The organism is Bacillus sp. sid0103 (genome assembly GCF_019219025.1).
In genome coordinates, this window is record NZ_JAHUWN010000002.1 from 253,784 (window position 1) to 269,967 (window position 16,184).

10 protein-coding genes and 1 pseudogene are annotated in these 16,184 nt (G+C 42.8%); 2 read left to right on the forward strand and 9 right to left on the reverse strand.

The features are described 5' to 3' along the window. The first annotated feature begins 138 nt into the window (after positions 1–138). Positions 139–1,305 (forward strand): GntR family transcriptional regulator, encoded by a 1,167-nt coding sequence (locus KW850_RS03325; protein ID WP_218346150.1) that lies wholly within the window; start codon positions 139–141, stop codon positions 1,303–1,305. Positions 1,306–1,475: 170 nt separating this feature from the next. On the opposite strand, the pseudogene KW850_RS34200 reads toward KW850_RS03325, so the two are convergent. From KW850_RS34200 to KW850_RS03335, 3 genes and pseudogenes are all read right to left on the reverse strand, one after another. Further along, positions 1,476–1,553: pseudogene (locus tag KW850_RS34200) on the reverse strand (hypothetical protein); the annotation flags it as partial. A gap of 40 nt (positions 1,554–1,593) precedes the next feature. Beyond that, positions 1,594–3,570 carry an alpha/beta hydrolase family protein gene (locus tag KW850_RS03330; RefSeq protein WP_218346151.1) on the reverse strand — a complete coding sequence of 659 codons (1,977 nt, stop codon included), beginning with the start codon at positions 3,568–3,570 and terminating at the stop codon, positions 1,594–1,596. Between the two features lie 25 nt (positions 3,571–3,595). Beyond that, a complete protein-coding gene (locus KW850_RS03335; protein ID WP_218346152.1) occupies positions 3,596–3,907 on the reverse strand; it encodes a hypothetical protein in 312 nt (103 codons plus the stop codon). A gap of 209 nt (positions 3,908–4,116) precedes the next feature. Here KW850_RS03335 and KW850_RS03340 point away from each other — a divergent pair, with 209 nt between their 5' ends. Further along, the gene (locus KW850_RS03340) at positions 4,117–4,407 is read left to right on the forward strand and encodes a c-type cytochrome (RefSeq protein ID WP_218346153.1); all 291 of its coding nucleotides are present in this window, start codon (positions 4,117–4,119) and stop codon (positions 4,405–4,407) included. 1,024 nt (positions 4,408–5,431) lie between these two features. On the opposite strand, the gene KW850_RS03345 is transcribed toward KW850_RS03340, so the two are convergent. The 6 genes from KW850_RS03345 to KW850_RS03370 all read right to left on the reverse strand — a co-directional run bounded on the left by KW850_RS03345 (position 5,432) and on the right by KW850_RS03370 (position 15,888). Next, a complete protein-coding gene (locus KW850_RS03345) occupies positions 5,432–6,439 on the reverse strand; it encodes a MupG family TIM beta-alpha barrel fold protein (protein ID WP_218346154.1) in 1,008 nt (335 codons plus the stop codon). Beyond that, positions 6,436–7,797: a PTS transporter subunit EIIC gene (locus KW850_RS03350; RefSeq protein ID WP_218346155.1), complete on the reverse strand. Its 1,362-nt coding sequence runs from the start codon at positions 7,795–7,797 to the stop codon at positions 6,436–6,438. Before KW850_RS03350 ends, KW850_RS03345 begins: the two co-directional genes overlap by 4 nt. Before the next feature lie 97 nt (positions 7,798–7,894). Continuing rightward, on the reverse strand, positions 7,895–8,749 hold the full coding sequence (locus KW850_RS03355) for a MurR/RpiR family transcriptional regulator (protein WP_218346156.1): 855 nt from the start codon (positions 8,747–8,749) through the stop codon (positions 7,895–7,897). 24 nt (positions 8,750–8,773) lie between these two features. Then, positions 8,774–9,682, reverse strand: a complete 909-nt coding sequence (murQ, locus tag KW850_RS03360) for an N-acetylmuramic acid 6-phosphate etherase (RefSeq protein WP_218346157.1) — start codon at positions 9,680–9,682, stop codon at positions 8,774–8,776. A 134-nt stretch (positions 9,683–9,816) separates the two neighbouring features. Continuing rightward, positions 9,817–10,680, reverse strand: coding sequence for an HAD family hydrolase (locus KW850_RS03365; RefSeq protein ID WP_218346158.1), 864 nt, complete (start codon positions 10,678–10,680; stop codon positions 9,817–9,819). A 153-nt stretch (positions 10,681–10,833) separates the two neighbouring features. Continuing rightward, on the reverse strand, positions 10,834–15,888 hold the full coding sequence (locus tag KW850_RS03370; protein ID WP_218346159.1) for a cadherin domain-containing protein: 5,055 nt from the start codon (positions 15,886–15,888) through the stop codon (positions 10,834–10,836). Positions 15,889–16,184: the final 296 nt, after the last annotated feature.

Consider the following 16,184-nt stretch of genomic DNA (forward strand, 5'->3'; position numbering starts at 1 on the left):
ATCTTAAAATATATCAATTATTTTCTATTATGATATAGATAGGATTCATACAACGTAAAAAAATGTATTGTTAATAGTTGTAATATATAATATATTTAATATATCATTACGACGATTAGTAAGGATGAGGATATAAAGATGGAAACCCCATTATATGAAAAAATTTATCTTAATTTATTAAAACAGATTGAGACTGGTCAATTACAACTAAGGGATCAGGTTCCCACCGAGAAAGAATTGGCAGACCAATATCAAGTCAGTAGAATTACTTCAAAAAAAGCGCTTGATAAATTAGTGCAAATCGGAGCAATAGAACGCATTCGAGGTAAAGGTTCCTTTGTATCGGACACACTTCCTGATTTTGGAGCACTTGTTCCAAAGAACGATGACGAGCAAAGTTTCCGGCAAAGTCAAGCAGTGAATGGGTTAATAGGCGTGATCATCCCAGAATTCTTTTCGGATTTTTTTGGCAGGAAAATGCTGAGAAATATTGAGAAACGCTGCTCAGAATTGAGTTTGAACTTGTTGGTTAAGTTGACATATGGGAGCCAAGAAGAAGAGGAAGAAGCCATAAACACAATGATTCAGCACCAGGTGAAAGGGATCATTATTTATCCAGTCAACGGGCAGCATTACACCGCAAGCTTATTGCGATTGGTACTTGAGGGATTTCCCCTCGTCTTAATAGACAGGCATTTAAAAGGAATACCAGCTTGTGCCGTTTATACGGACAATAAGACAGCCGCTCAAAGCCTAACTCAATATCTGTTTTCTCAGGGACATAAGCATATTGCGTTCGTTTCCCCACCAGAGGAATTTACCTCATCAATCGAAGAGAGAATTCAAGGATTTATGACCGCTTATTCGCAAAAGGGAATTGGGGTTAGTCCAAATTATTTATTAACCGATATGTTCAGTACATCGCCGATGTTTAATCAATCAGATGAGTTTTTGGAAGATCAAATAAAATTACGGAAATTCATCGAGGAAAATTCAGATATAACAGCATTCATTGCTTGTGAGTATGAAATAGCATGTGTACTCGCACAAGTACTTAAATCACTTGGAAAATCCATTCCAAATGATTATTCGATAGCTTGCTTCGATCATCCCGGAGCGCTGTATAATGATTTAAATTTCACGCATATTCAACAAGATGAAGATTTAATTGGAACAAAAGCAGTAGAATTACTCCTCAAACAAATTGATGGAGAAAATGCACCTATACAAAATATGATAAATTTCCAATTGGTTGAAGGTAATACCGTATCAAATATAACCCTGCCTGCCCACTTTCGTTCCTAGGATGTGATTGGCTGTTTATTGATAGGGATATTACCTCTAGGGAAAGAGATAAGCTTTTTCCATATAATCTAAAACTTATCCATTCTCTTAATTTGTGCATGTTTTAAAAATACAAATAAGCCACCTGAGCTCTTACTCAAGTGGCTTATTTGTATAGCATCAAACATTTATTATTTATGGGATACAATCAATTGACCATTCCCACTTATTTCAAATTCCCCCAACCCCACAGGAGCAATGAAATGTGTTCCTGTGCATAACTTTTAGCAGACGGGGTCGACCCTTATATTAGATTTCCGCTCGGAACCACTCCACAATGTAATCTAACCGGCTTTTGCGCAAACTTGGTCTTCCGCTTCTCGATAGCTCGTGATTTTCTTCAGGGAAACGGACAAGCTTGGTTTTCTTTCCCAATCTCTTTAATGAAATAAACAATTGTTCCGCCTGCTCAATCGGACAGCGGTAATCTTTTTCACTATGAAGGATTAATAATGGCGTCTCCACGTTTTCCACATACGCAAGGGGTGAATGTTTCCACAGCATCGGAACATCGCGGAAGTCACCATCGATTTGCCATTCCGTAAAATAATAGCCAATATCACTGACTCCATAAAAACTAATCCAATTCGAAATGGAACGCTGGGTTACCGCAGCTTTAAAGCGGTTAGTATGACCGACAATCCAGTTCGTCATGAAACCACCGTAACTGCCGCCTGTAACCCCCAGACGGGTTTCATCAATAAAATCAAACTGTGTTAACACAAAATCAACAGCAAGCATCAAATCCAGATAGTCGCCCCCGCCGTAATCGCCGCGAACCGCATTAACAAAATCCTGGCCATAACCGTGACTGCCGCGTGGATTCACGTATAAAACCACGTAACCTTCCGCCGCTAAAATTTGAAATTCATTCATATATGTATTCCCATACATCGCATGTGGACCGCCGTGAATCTCAAGGAGTAACGGGTATTTTTGGCCCGCTTCAAAACCTACTGGCTTCATGAGCCAGCCATGAATCTTCCTGCCATTTGCTCCTTCATATTCAATCGGTTCCGGCTTAGAGAGAACCACGTCCTGGATATCGTTCACCTCGGTTAGTCTCTCAAGCGGTCCTTCGCCGTTTAGAGATAACAAGTACAAATCCCCAATCTCTGTCGTGGTACTGATCGCTGCAATCGATTGTCCTGAATTTGAATCAACGGACAATCCATAGACGTGCTGCTCACCGACAAGAACTGGCTTCACTCCGTTTTTCAGATCGCCAAAGTAAATATTCGTACTTCCTTGCTCTGAGGCGATAAAATAAAAACCTTGGCTGTTCCCTGCCCAAATTAACCCCGGTGAGGATGCTCCTTGCTGGAAGTCAACTACCATGTAATCACCGACAGGAACATCCCATTCAGGGGATAAACAGGAGAACCCACCTGTATCAATCTGATAAAGCCAAATTTTTGAGAGAGTAGCATTTTGATATTCTCGCTCATGCCCTAGCATCCCAAGGTATTTTCCGTCTGGCGACCAAGACACGTTTCCAAAATAGCCTGTTCCATTAGTTACAGGGGATAATTCTTTACTATCGATATTTAAAAGATAAACATCATTCTTAAACGATAAATCCGCCTCTTCTGTTACATCTGCACCTACCGCAAGAAACTTCCCATCCGGTGACCAGCAATATAAACTCACATCATAATCACCCGTGGTTAGCTGCGTTACTTCTCCGGTTTGAGCATTCACAACGGCCACTTGTTTAAAATGCCCCTGCCAAAATCCTTCACCATCCGATTTATATCTCATTTTCGTCACTTCCAGAGGGACGGGTCTCTCTTGTTTCTTCTCCTCGGGATCGAAAACAGTTTTAGTAGATTTTAAGGAAGTACTAAACGCCAGCGTCAATCCATCCGGAGACCAGACAGGATTGCTCGCTCCACTTGGCAGAAAGGTTACTTGCCTCGCCTCGCCGCCTTTTACACTTAATACATAAATTTGATTCTTGCCGCACCGATTCGAGACAAAAGCGAGCTCAGACCCATCAGGTGACCAGCGCGGTGTATGATTCTTGCCTTTTCCAAATGTCCATTGGACTGACTCGGCCCCCTTTTCAAGTGTTTGAAAAAAGATTTGCGATTGATATTCGTCTTTCTCTTTATCAATCGTGGTCTGTACATAAACAAATGACTGTCCATCTGGTGAAAACTGTGGATTCACCACTGACTTTAATCGATATAAATCCTCTGCTGCGATTCCTTTGCTTCCTGCCATCCTCGATACCCCCAGTATCAATAAATTACCTTCTAATTATTTCGACACCGGAAAAAATTTTTCCTTTTAATTGAGTATCTGTTAATTTCATGTGGACAAGTTTTGCATTTTGTTTTGGATTTCTGTCCTCACGAACAGTCCATGTGGATAACTTTTGCATTTTTTTTAAATTTCTGACCTTATGAACATTCCATGTGGACAAGTTTTGCATTTTGTTTTGGATTTCTGTCCTCACGAACTCTCCATGTGGATAACTTTTGCATTTTTTTAAATTTCTGACCTTATGAACACTCCATGTGGACAAGTTTTGCATTTTTTTTAGGAATTCTGTCCTCATGGACTCTCCCCTCAGGACGAATGGGTTTATGACCCGTGACCCTAGGCGGTGGATCAGGACTATAATAAAAGCGGAATCGCCCGGTTTAACAAGCAAAAAGGCTGTGGTCGATAAAGTTTACATTTTTGTTCATAATTGAAGCGATTTTTCACACCGAGATTCCATTAAGATGTAGATAAGGACATTATTATGTGTTTGGAGGAAACATCGTGAATCGACTTTGGGCTATTTTTGCACTAATACTCTTATTATTAACCGGCTGTTCATCAGGCAAATCTAGTACCGCCATGGATGGAGAATCGCTCTATAAGGAAAGTTGTGCAGCTTGTCACGGGGAGAATTTACAAGGGGCTGTGGGTCCGACTATCGTAAATATGAAAAGTAAGTATTCAGAAGCTGAAGTACTGAAAATAGTGAACGAAGGCACAAAAAAAATGCCTGGTAATCTATTAGATGAAGAAAAATCAGAGATTGTTACAAAATGGCTTATGGAAAAATAAATAGAGGGTTAAGAAGGATTAGGAGGAGATTCCTAGTCTTTTTTTGTTGGGTTGATTAATAGGACATGGTGGTGGTGGAGAACTATTCGGACAAGAGAGGTGGGAGATTACTTAGGATTGTCCGAATGCGGGTGGGATTCGGACAGCTTCCTCCTGAAATCACCTTGACTTGTCCGAATGCGATTCCTATTCAGACAGCTTCCTCCCGAAATCACCTTGACTTGTCCGAAGGTGGGCCCCATTCGGACAGCTTCCTCCTGAAATCACCTTGACTTGTCCGAATGCGAGTCCTATTCAGACAGCTTCCTCCCGAAATCTCCTTGACCTGTCCGAAGGTAGGCACTATTCGGACAGCTTCCTCACGAAATCGCCTTGACTTGTCCGAAGGTGGGCCCCATTCGGACAGCTTCCTCCCGAAATCTCATTGCCCTGTCCGAAGGTGGGCCCTATTCGGACAGCTTCCTCCCGAAATCTCATTGCCCTGTCCGAATGCGAATCCTATTCAGACAGCTTCCTCCCGAAATCTCATTGCCCTGTCCGAAGGTGGACCTTATTCAGACAGCTTCCTCCCGAAATCACCTTGACCTGTCCGAAGGTGGGCCCCATTCGGACAGCTTCCTCACGAAATCTCATTGCCCTGTCCGAAGGTGGGCACTATTCAGACAGCTTCCTCCCGAAATCTCCTTGCCCTGTCCGAATGCGAGTCCTATTCAGACAGCTTCCTCACGAAATCTCCTTGCCCTGTCCGAATGCGAGTCCTATTCAGACAGCTTCCTCACGAAATCTCCTTGCCTTGTCCGAAGGTGGGCCCTATTCGGACAGCTTCCTTCCGAAATCACCTTGACTTGTCCGAAGGTGGGCCCTATTCGGACAGCTTCCTCCCGAAATCGCCTTCCCCTTACCGAATGTGAGCACTATTCGGACAGCTTGCCATCCGAAATCTACTAAAACAACAAAAAAGAATGGCTACGAGAAAACTTAGAGCCATTCTTTTTGAATATAATTTTTAAGACACTCTATAAAATCAAACCCGCACCAGTTTAACGATTTGACCCGGCCGCAGCAAGGAAAGCAGCGGCACATCCGCTTCTATTACCCTGCCGACCACATTGACTCTCTCATCGGCTGGAAGGTCATGAAGCGTGATTTGTACCTCTCCGCGATATCGTCCATAGTGGTCATTATCTCTAGTAATCGACCCTATCGGCCGTGCTACCGTATTCTCAGCGACCACCGAACCAGAGCTTCTCGTATCCATAAGCCGAAGTACGTCACGTGAAAAATCAGGCCGTAGCAGGAACTCCCCAGTTTCAAAACCTTCTATGCGGACCGAAACACGATGATGACAGTCAAAATCGTTTAACCTTTGAAGAAGGTCCTCGCTTACCTCCGGGTCGCCGATATAGACATCCTCCACACCAGCCTGAAACAGCTCCAGCGCAGCCCTATACGGATCGACTTCACGATGCGCTTCCAAGGTTGGCAGCCCTTCATATAAAGGGCCTCGCTTTTCACCATCCCCTGGAATATACGCACTTACCGGAATCCCATACCGTCTAAAAAGCTCATTTTGCTCTCCAAAAAACGATTCTCCCAAGCCCGTTTCGCGCCTTGGATAGAAATTATGCCAGGCAAGCAACTGACTCGGCTCTAACCCTCCCTCAAGGAGCGTACGCACATCTTCCTTAAACAAAATGCTGGCATTAAGCGCCAATTTGAATTCCTTAGCCAGGTTTAAAATCGTTTCATTTGCAAAAAAGTCATCCAAACGCAAACCGATTACCCCTAACGATTTTAACGAAGATAAACTTTCAAGTCCCAAATGGGCAGGTGTTCGTGCCGATACATCTGCATAAACCTCTATTCCCACTTCTTTTGCTGTTTGAAGCAGCTGTTGCGCGCGGGCCGCTAAATCCCCTGACTCTTCAGGGATGTGAAGCGACGTAAACGCCCGCCTCACACCCATTTTTCCAGCAAGCCTAATCCGCTCTTCTGCTAAAGGGTCATTTAAATAAAAACTAATACCAATCAATCAAATTCACCGGCCATATCATCATTGAAGCCGAATAAATAGGTGAACAAGAAACCAGCACCATAAGAAATTAACACACCAAGCAGATAAAGCAGGACTTGCCCTGAAACGACTAGGAAGGCTAGCGGTAAACCAGAAACCCCTACCGCAATTGTGGCTACATGGAACACGGCCTGGAACGCACCGCCGACACCTGCACCTAAGCAGGCAGTTAAGAATGGACGTCCTAATGGTAAGGTTACACCGAAAATTAGCGGTTCGCCAATGCCGAGAATTCCTGCAGGAAGCCCCCCGCCAATCGCTCTTTTTAAGCGTTTTTTCTTCGTTTTAAAGTAAATCGCAAACGCAGCTCCGACTTGCGCTGCCCCACCCATCGCCAAGATTGGCAGAAGCGGGTCATTTCCAAGCGTATTGATTAACTCCAGATGAATCGGGGTTAATCCTTGATGTAAACCTGTGACAACGAGCGGCAGGAAGGTTGCTCCAAGAACAAATCCAGCTACAACTCCACCCACATCAAGCAATGAAGTTAATCCTTTTGTAATCGCGTCTGACACAAAACCACCAAGCGGCATAAAGACAAGATAAGTTACAATACCAGTAATCAATAAAGCAACCGTTGGTGTGATAAAAAGGTCAAGTGATTGTGGAACATAACGACGAACTCGTTTTTCAACCAGGGCAATAAAGATTGCTGCAAATAAAACTCCAATTAAGCCGCCGCGCCCAGGAAGTAAGGCAGTATCAAACAATTTAATTCCTGCTACAGCTGGATTTATGATTAAAATACCGGCAATCGCCCCAAGTGCTGGTGAACCACCGAATTCTTTTGCGGCATTGGTACCCACTAGAATACCAAGATAACCAAATAATCCACTTCCAATCACCGACAAGATCGTCGCTAATTGAGAATCCGCTGCTAACCAGCCCGCTTGAACGATCGCTTTGGTGATCCCTGTAATCAAACCTGATGCAACAAGGGCTGGGATTAATGGAATGAAAATACTGGCGATTTTTCGTAAAAACAATTTAAAGGGTGTGGCATTCTTTTGGTTAATTTCAGCCTTTTTGCTGGCAGCCTTTTCTTTTAAATCAATCCCGCCAGCAGCTTCTATCAATCTAGCAAACTCTTCTGTCACTCTATTTACTTTCCCAGGGCCAAGGATAATTTGGAGTGTTTCTTCTTCAACCACTCCCATGACTCCCTCTATTTTCTTAATCGCCGCTTTGTCGACAAGCGAGTCATCCTTCGGTGTGACACGAAGTCTTGTCATACAATGAGTATAATTGCCAATATTCGCTGGGCCACCTAATTGTTCAAGAATCTTTTCTGCTAAAATTTTGTTCTCTCCAGCCATACTAATTCCCCTTCTCTCTGTTGTTTAATTTTTTAAAGTGAACTTATTTCCCCAAGTCTATAAATGGAAAAGTGGTTCACATCACCTCCCGAAAGGACTATTTCCCTTCTTTGATAAACCTGATTGCTTCTCTTGTTTTATCAATGGATTGAATCGTATCCTCATATTGGACGGTTGCCATCGATAAAAACAAAATATCCATGATATATAACTGCGCTAGGCGTGAGGAAGTGGCTGCACTTCGAAACGGAGCCTCTCCAGAATAAGCGGTAAACAACTTAATATCCGCCAGAGCAGAGACTGTTGATTGCCCATATTTCGTTAAACTAATTGTTTTCACGCCGCGCTCTTTTGCGAGTGACATGACTTTAATGACCTCAGGTGTTTCGCCTGAGTGGGAGATTCCAAACACAAGATCATCCTTATTGGCATTGGCAATTAAGGTAGCAACAAGATGTGTATCCGTAAAAGCGGTTGCATTTTTATGAACCCTAAGGAGCTTTTGCTGTGCGTCCCTAGCGATGATATTTGAAGCCCCGATCCCAAAAAAATGAACATTTTGAGCAGCCGACAAGGTGTGAACAGCACGTTCCAATTCATCGTAATTAATCATTTCTTCCGAGTCGCGGATGCTTTGGATACTATTGCTTGTAGTCTTCTGCGCGATAGAGAAAAAGGACTCCCCCGGCTCGATGTCACGGTACCCTTGTTCCACTGGTTTCACTAGATCACCAGCAATTCTTACTTTTAAATCCTGAAAGCCGTTTAAGCCCAATGACTTACACAGTCTAATCACAGCGGCCCCACTTGTATGGGCCTGTAATCCGATGTCATGGACGGTACTGTTTAAAATTGCTTGAGGATCCTCAAGAATAAATTCAGCAATCTTCCGCTCGGATGCTGGAAGCTGTTCCAGCATATTTCGTATCATTTTTAACCCGCCTGCTGCCACACCAAAGACCACCTTTAAAAAAATTTACTCTGCTACGTTTTGGATGGCTTTTTTTACATAGCCATTCGCTTCGATTAATAATTTTTCTGCTTTTTGCTTGTTCGTATTCGTTTTAATCATTACAATCGCCGTTTTGACTTGTAGATCGGATGCCTCTAGTGTCTCCAATGCCTCTTCATACGAAACCCCAGTAATTTTGCGGATGATGCCGATCGCCCGTTCCTTTAATTTCTGATTGCTGACATGAACATCCACCATTAAATTCTCATAGGCTTTTCCTAAAAGGATCATGGAAGAGGTTGAAATCATGTTCAAAATCATTTTATGGGCGGTTCCCGCTTTCAATCGTGTGGAACCAGTCAGCACCTCTGGACCGACAATGACTTCGATGCTTTGGTCAGCTTCCTTACTAATCGCCGCATTTTTATTGCAGGAAAGAGCAACGGTTTTCGCTCCAATGCTTCGTGCATAGCGAAGGGCTCCAATCACATAAGGTGTCCGACCGCTGGCTGCAATGCCAATAACGGTATCATGTTTGGTCAGACCCAACTCCTTCAAATCACTTACCCCAAGCTCAGGCTGATCCTCCGCTCCTTCGACTGCTTTCAGAAAGGCGCGTTCGCCCCCTGCCATAATCCCTTGGACCATTTCAGGATCCGTGCTGAAGGTAGGCGGGCATTCGACTGCATCAAGAACCCCTAACCGTCCGCTCGTGCCTGCACCTAAATAAATGAGACGTCCGCCGTTTTTAAAGGATTCAAACACAAATTGAACGGCCGCCTCCACATCTGGTAAAACTTCCTTGACTGCAAGTGCAACTAGTTGATCTTGTTCATTCATGATTCGTAATATATCAATTGGATTTGCTGTATCTATCTGCATGGACTGTTCATTTCGTGATTCTGTCGTTAATAATTCAAGATTTTCTGCCATTTTATCGAAATCCTCCTGTAAGTCTTTTCTCGGATGAAAACGGTTACCATACACTTATTATATGCTCACTGAAATTAAATTTCAATATATTTATATAAATTTTGAAATGTTATTTCAAAACAATATATCAGAATTTATTTAAGTAAGTAGCGATGGATGGCCTTCGCAACTCCTGCTTCGTTATTAGTCCCAGTCACCTGATCCGCTAATTGCCTCACCTTTTCAGGCGCATTCCCCATTGCAATTCCCAAGCCTGCAGCCGAGAGCATAAGGGCATCATTATAATTATCGCCAATCGCCGCCGTTTGTGAGAGTGGAACTCCCAGCTGCTCGGTAAGCTTTACAAGGGCCGATGCCTTCGTCACACCACCAGGAGTTATTTCTAAATTAACAAAATTAAAACTGCTGCTAATCTCCATCTCCTTTACTTGTTCCTTTAGCCGTTTTGTAAAATCCGCGATCTTGTTCCCATCATCAAATACGGCAATTTTGGTAATGTTCCGCTCCTGTTCCTTTAAGTATTGGTAAAAGTCCGCGACCACTTTCACCTGGCATTTTTTACGAAAACGTTGACAATGTTGCTGTTCTCCCCCTGATTTTTCTAGAGTGGGAATGTTATTTTCAATCCAGTTCTCATTCCATTTATTTACCTGCGGGACTAGGAGCGTATCCCCTTCATAAAAATGTGCATAAATTCCCTCCGCTTTACATAATTCCCAAAAGCTGATGAGTGGTTCTATCGGAAAAACCGATTGCTCGCTGACCTCTCCCTTCTCATCGATGAGGATCGCCCCATTGTACGCAATGATCGGCTCCCCCTTAAGCCCAATCGTTCGGGCAATCCATTGAGTGGAAAGCGGTGAGCGCCCGCTGCAGATAACCACTCTTCCCCCTTTTCGGCGGTACTCATGAATGGCCTCAATAGTTTCCGCATCAATCTCTTTGTGATCGTTAAATAATGTGCCATCCAAATCCGTTGCTAATAGTCTATATTTCACCTATGAATCCCCCTAATGTAATTTTATTTTGTACTTAATATAATATGGCTGAAATTTAATTTCAAAATAAAAATAGATACTCACCCACCCCCAGTACATAAAAAAAGCCGAATCAAAGTCATGTTCTTACTCGACTTTGATTCAGCCATTTTATTAATGAATATTTTCGTCGCTTCGTCTTACTCGTTGGACAACGAGCAAGGCTCCTCCGAGGATAATCACAAGGATACCTGCAAACAGCCAGTTATACATGTTGGTGGCTGTTGTTGGTAAATCCGATTTAGAAGTTGGTTTTTTATCGGTATCAGGTGTTCCTGTATCGGTTGTTGGCGTTTTGCTCGTATCTGGTCTTTCTGGATTGGTTGGTGGTTTTGCAGCCACTAGATCTTTCGGATCAAATACAGCAAATGTACTAAAGTGGTGCGTCGATACTTTAAGCTGGCCATTTTCATACGTTCCGCCTACGAGCTCCCATTTTTTCTTTTCTTCGTTCCAGTAATACACTTTGGCGGCTTGATCAGCCTTTGCCGTTGAAAACCTTAATTCAATTCCCTGGTCAAACTGACGGATGATGTTATCGCCTTGTAAAATGGTGAAGTCATATACGGCACTGATCGCGAAATTGGAAAAAGGAAGGTTCTTCGGATTTTTCTCTAGTTTTTCTAAACTAATGATAAGGTCTTTTCCTTTTTCAAAATTAATCGCCGGAATCGACAGTTCAACATCATCTTTTACAATCTTTATTCGTACATGTCGATTGATTAACGTTTCTAGTTGCTTAGTTGTAAATTTGAGATGAGACAGATCCTTCTTTAATTCAACCACTAGTGTTCCGTTATCATCAAGCAATTCCACATCTTCATCCGGCACAGTTCCGGTTTTTCCATTAAGGACAGGCACGGTTGTAACAACGAGTTTTAACCGCATGACCGTGAGGGTGTAAGTCACTTTTTTGCCATTTTGAGCGGTTACTTCGATGGTAATTTTGTTTTTCCCGAAATTTAACGCGATTTCATCACTTTCTTGCCCACTCAAGATTGGTTTCCCGTTTATTTTCACTGTTGCGTTTGCATTTGTGGTGGTTGGGGTTAGTTTGAGACTATGAATACCTTCCCCTACCGTCGACCGATATTGAGTGGTTCCAGGTTTAAATTCCGGATCCAACTTGCCCTTACTACTCGTTAAACTACTTAGCGTTGCATCTCTTGAGAGGAGATGAACAGTCACGGTAGAAGCAGCCGTATATTGTCCATCACTTACATCTATCGAAAGGGTGTGCAATGCTTGGGTTGCCGAATCTAACAAGGAACCATCTACAACAGTCAACTCTCCAGTTGTTTCGTTAATGGAAAAAATACCCTTGTCATTTCCTGATGCAATCGAATACGTAAGAGCATCTCCATCGTCATCACGTGCCGTAACCTTTCCTAACACGGTTCCGTTTGCAGCCTGTTCATCGATCGTAAACGATGCATCATCGGCGACCGGTGGATTGTCATTCAGATTGGTTAGGTCGATGGTTACTCCTGAATCAGCTGTATGGATTCCATCGCTTACTTTTACCGTTAGCTTATAGTTCTGGTATTCTTCGAAATCCAGATAGTTGCTATCCGCTACGGTGATTTTTCCAGTAGCAGCATCAATCGTGAACGTATTTGCTCCATTTCCACTCGTAATCTGATAGCTGAGGGAATCTCCATCTGCATCACTCGCTTCAATCGTGCCGACGGCTGACCCATTTCCGGCATTTTCATCAATGGAATACTTCCCATCCTTCACAACTGGTATCGTATCATTTAGATTGGTTAGGTTAATTGTTACTGCAGCCTCTGCACTCGTTGCTCCATCACTTACTTGTACGGTTAGAGTAAAACTCTTGTTCGTTTCATAGTCTAGTTGTGTATGATCCGAAACCGTCAGTTCTCCATTACTAGCGTCAATCGCAAAAGCACCTGCTTGATTTCCGCTCAAAATCTTGTAGGTTAAGCGATCTTCGTCAGCGTCACTTGCCTTAACTGAGCCAATGACAGTTTGGTCTGCTGTATTTTCTTCAATCGTAAAGGTGCCATCTTCCGCAACCGGTGAATTGTCATTTAGATTAGTTACGTTGACCGTCACTGTTGTTTCAGCTGTATTGGTTCCATCACTTACTTCTACATGCAGGTTAAAATTCTTGACGGTTTCATAGTCTAGTTTGGTCGCGTCAGCAACAGTGATTTCACCACTAGAAGGATCAATCGTAAACGCACCTGCTGAGTTTCCGTCTGTAAGAGTATAGGTAAACGTGCTGTCCGCATCTGCGTCAGTAGCGGTGACAGTACCAACGGATGTACCGTTCGGACTATTTTCATCGATATTTTTAGTAATAGCTATTGTAACGGGACGATTATCATTTAGATCATTTAGATGAATGGTAATCGTGGCTAAATCCGTTTCGGTCGTTCTAGCCGCAAACAAGGAAGTGTATACCTTATAAGGCGTAAGCAATCGATTCTTCGGTAAAACCGTATCACTAGCTTGAACCGTTAGTGTATAGGATGGATTTGTTTCATAATCTAGTTGGCTCCCGTCTAATACGATGATCTCTCCAGAGGTCGGATTAATCGTAAAAGCACCATTATCATTTCCTAAAACAATTGTATACTGGAGCGGGTCACCATCAGCATCACTGCCCGTAACTGTACCAACGACGGTTCCAGTGGCGGCGTTTTCATTGACAGTAAAGCTCGCATCATTGGCAACGGGTGTATTGTCATTCAGATTGGTCAAGTCAATGGTCACGGTTGTGTCGGCCGTATTGGCACCGTCACTAACTTGTACCGTTAAGGAAAAATTCCTGATCGTTTCATAATCTAGTTTGCTAGCGTCCGCGACCGTTATTTTTCCAGTATGGGCGTCAATTGCAAACGCACCAGCTGTGTTTCCTGCATTAATTTTGTACGTAAAGAGATTTTCTATGTCCACATCGGTTGCTGTTACGGTTCCAACCGTTGTTCCATTTGCCGCGTTTTCAGCAATCGTTGCCGTAAACCCTTTTGGAACGGGGCTGTTATCATTACGATCCTTCACATTTATTTTTACATGTGCTGTTGCTTGATCGATCCCATCACTAACTTGAATCGTTAATGTATAGGACTGGGTTGTTTCATAGTCTAATAGACTGCCATCCGCTACCTTGATTTCTCCGGTCACCGAATTTAACACAAAAATATTGTTCGTATTCCCTGCTAAAATGCTGTAGGTCAGTGATTGGCCCTCTGCATCACTTGCTGGTAAAATCCCTGCAATGGTTCCGTTTTCCGCATTTTCATCAACGGTCAGAGTCTTGTCGGCTGTCGTTGGCGGTTGATTTCGTTTCACGATCACCGTATAGGTCTTAGTGGTTCCGTCTTGTGCAGTAACGACGACAGGAATCGAATTTTCGCCGGGTTCTAGATTAATTGGATTTGAATCCTGACCACTTGATATAGCTTGGCCATCTACCGTCACGGTCGCTGTAGCATCCGCGACCATTGGAGTGACACGAATCTGATTGGTACTAGCAGGAACAATCACCTGATATTGCTGAGTTTCCGCATCAAATGAAGGGCTTAAGGTCCCTGTGCTGACGGTTAAATTACTCAAATTCGCATTATTTGATGGTGCCGCTCTAGTAACGGTTACGGAATAGACTTTAGTGGTTCCATTTTCGGCCGTTACAACAACGGTAATTGAATTGCTTCCCACATTTAATGGAATAGATGCTGAACTTCCACTGGCAACAGGTAACCCCTTGACAGTGACCTTTGACTTGGAGTCCGCAGCTGTTGGGGTAACAGTGATCGTTTGGACCGCATTCCCTACAGTCGTGGTGTAGTTAGTGATGGCAGGGCTAAATCCAGGCTGCAAGCCCCCAGGACTCACGTTTAACTGATTTAGATCGGCATTACTAGACTTAAAGCTCAAGCCAAAGTCTGCGCCTGATCCACTTAGAAACGATATTTTTCGTAAACCGTTATCTAACAGAACCACCTTAATATTGCCATTCTGATCAATTGAATAGGTGATTTCTCTTGGAGTCTGAGTGGTTATGCTAGGGGTCACTTCCGCTGTCCCTTTCGTCCATGCTCCTTCATCCTTTTCCATCGCGAAAAAACTTGGTGATGGTGCGGCCGAATTTTTCGAGGCGGAATACATCAGTAGAACATTCTTTGAACCTGCTTTCGTTACTTGGACAGGATAGGTAATTTTCGTTTGATCCGAGTAAACAACCTCATCGGTCCAGGTACCTGATTGATTGGTTTGAATATGGGTGATAAAGGTTTCATTCGCAAGATTACTAGAGTAACTATTGCCTTGATAATAAGCGAAAGAAATTTTTCCAGCAGCATCAACTATAAATGGGGTGTAGTAATATCCTTTTTGATCCGATACCGCATCGACAATTTTTTCTGCAGCTGAGAATGTAGTCCCACTAGTTAGCTTGTGAGTGTAATAATAATTTCCATAATAACTATTCTGATTATCTTCTTTAACATACGTAATATGTATCTTATTCTGTTGGTCGACTTCAATTTGTGGGTCTTTTACTTCATCTTTCGAATTGGACCCACTAGCAAGGGTCTGCACTACCCACGATCCAGATTGGTTGGTAGCATAACGAATTTCATATTTCCGCGGGTCGTTTGCATCATTGTACATATAAACGACATGGGCCTTGCCATTGCTATCAATCGCGATACTAGGCTCAAACATGTTTTTCCAGCCCCATGTGTCAGAAGCACTGTCGACAGTTTGAAAAGACCAGCTGCCATTTTGATAGACACCGTATTTAACGCCCCTTTGGCTCGTCAAACCTGTTCCTTTTTCAAATAAAAAGGCTACATGGACACGTTCGTTTGCATCAACAGCTAAGTCGGAAACACCATTAAAATTGGTATCACCAGTGGCACTGGTCTTAATCGATGTAAGCTCATCCCACGTACTTTGGCTCCATTTTTTCACGACGATCTCTGTATTATTTTTCACATGGGAAAGATAGAGCTGCCCGCTTGGACTAGTAAATAAATGATTATAGGCCCACGTATTTTGATTAAATTCATGGATTATTTGTTCTGACATCGTTTGACTTGCTGCGGAAGAATGCTGAATGGTATTGACTGGACCCAGCAAGGCCAGTTGTATGACCAAAACCCATGCAACAAGTACTTTAAAATTCAATTGTTTCAAATGATTATTCCATCCCCTTCTTTTCAGGTTAAGTTTTAGTCATTACTGCGTACGTCTCCAAGAACCCCCATCTCTATTTGTCGACGTAATCCCCCTACTTTTCTACTAATCTTACAACCAAAAATATATCTTTTCCGACAAAAAAGCAATCTTTTCCACTTTCATTATTGTCTAAATAGAACCTTTTTACAATATTTTTCTGAATTTTTTAAAAACTATTGTACTATTTGACGATTTTCGTAGGTATTAAGTAGCTTTTTGCCCGAATAGATTAAATAAAAAGAGACAAAGAGCAA

Coding starts and splice junctions, on each gene's coding strand:
- KW850_RS03335 (WP_218346152.1), bottom strand. CDS start 3,907: ATGAGGACAGAATTCCTAAAAAAAATGCAAAACTTGTCCACATGGAGT.
- KW850_RS03350 (WP_218346155.1), bottom strand. CDS start 7,797: ATGGCTGGAGAGAACAAAATTTTAGCAGAAAAGATTCTTGAACAATTA.
- KW850_RS03325 (WP_218346150.1), top strand. CDS start 139: ATGGAAACCCCATTATATGAAAAAATTTATCTTAATTTATTAAAACAG.
- murQ (WP_218346157.1), bottom strand. CDS start 9,682: ATGGCAGAAAATCTTGAATTATTAACGACAGAATCACGAAATGAACAG.
- KW850_RS03330 (WP_218346151.1), bottom strand. CDS start 3,570: ATGGCAGGAAGCAAAGGAATCGCAGCAGAGGATTTATATCGATTAAAG.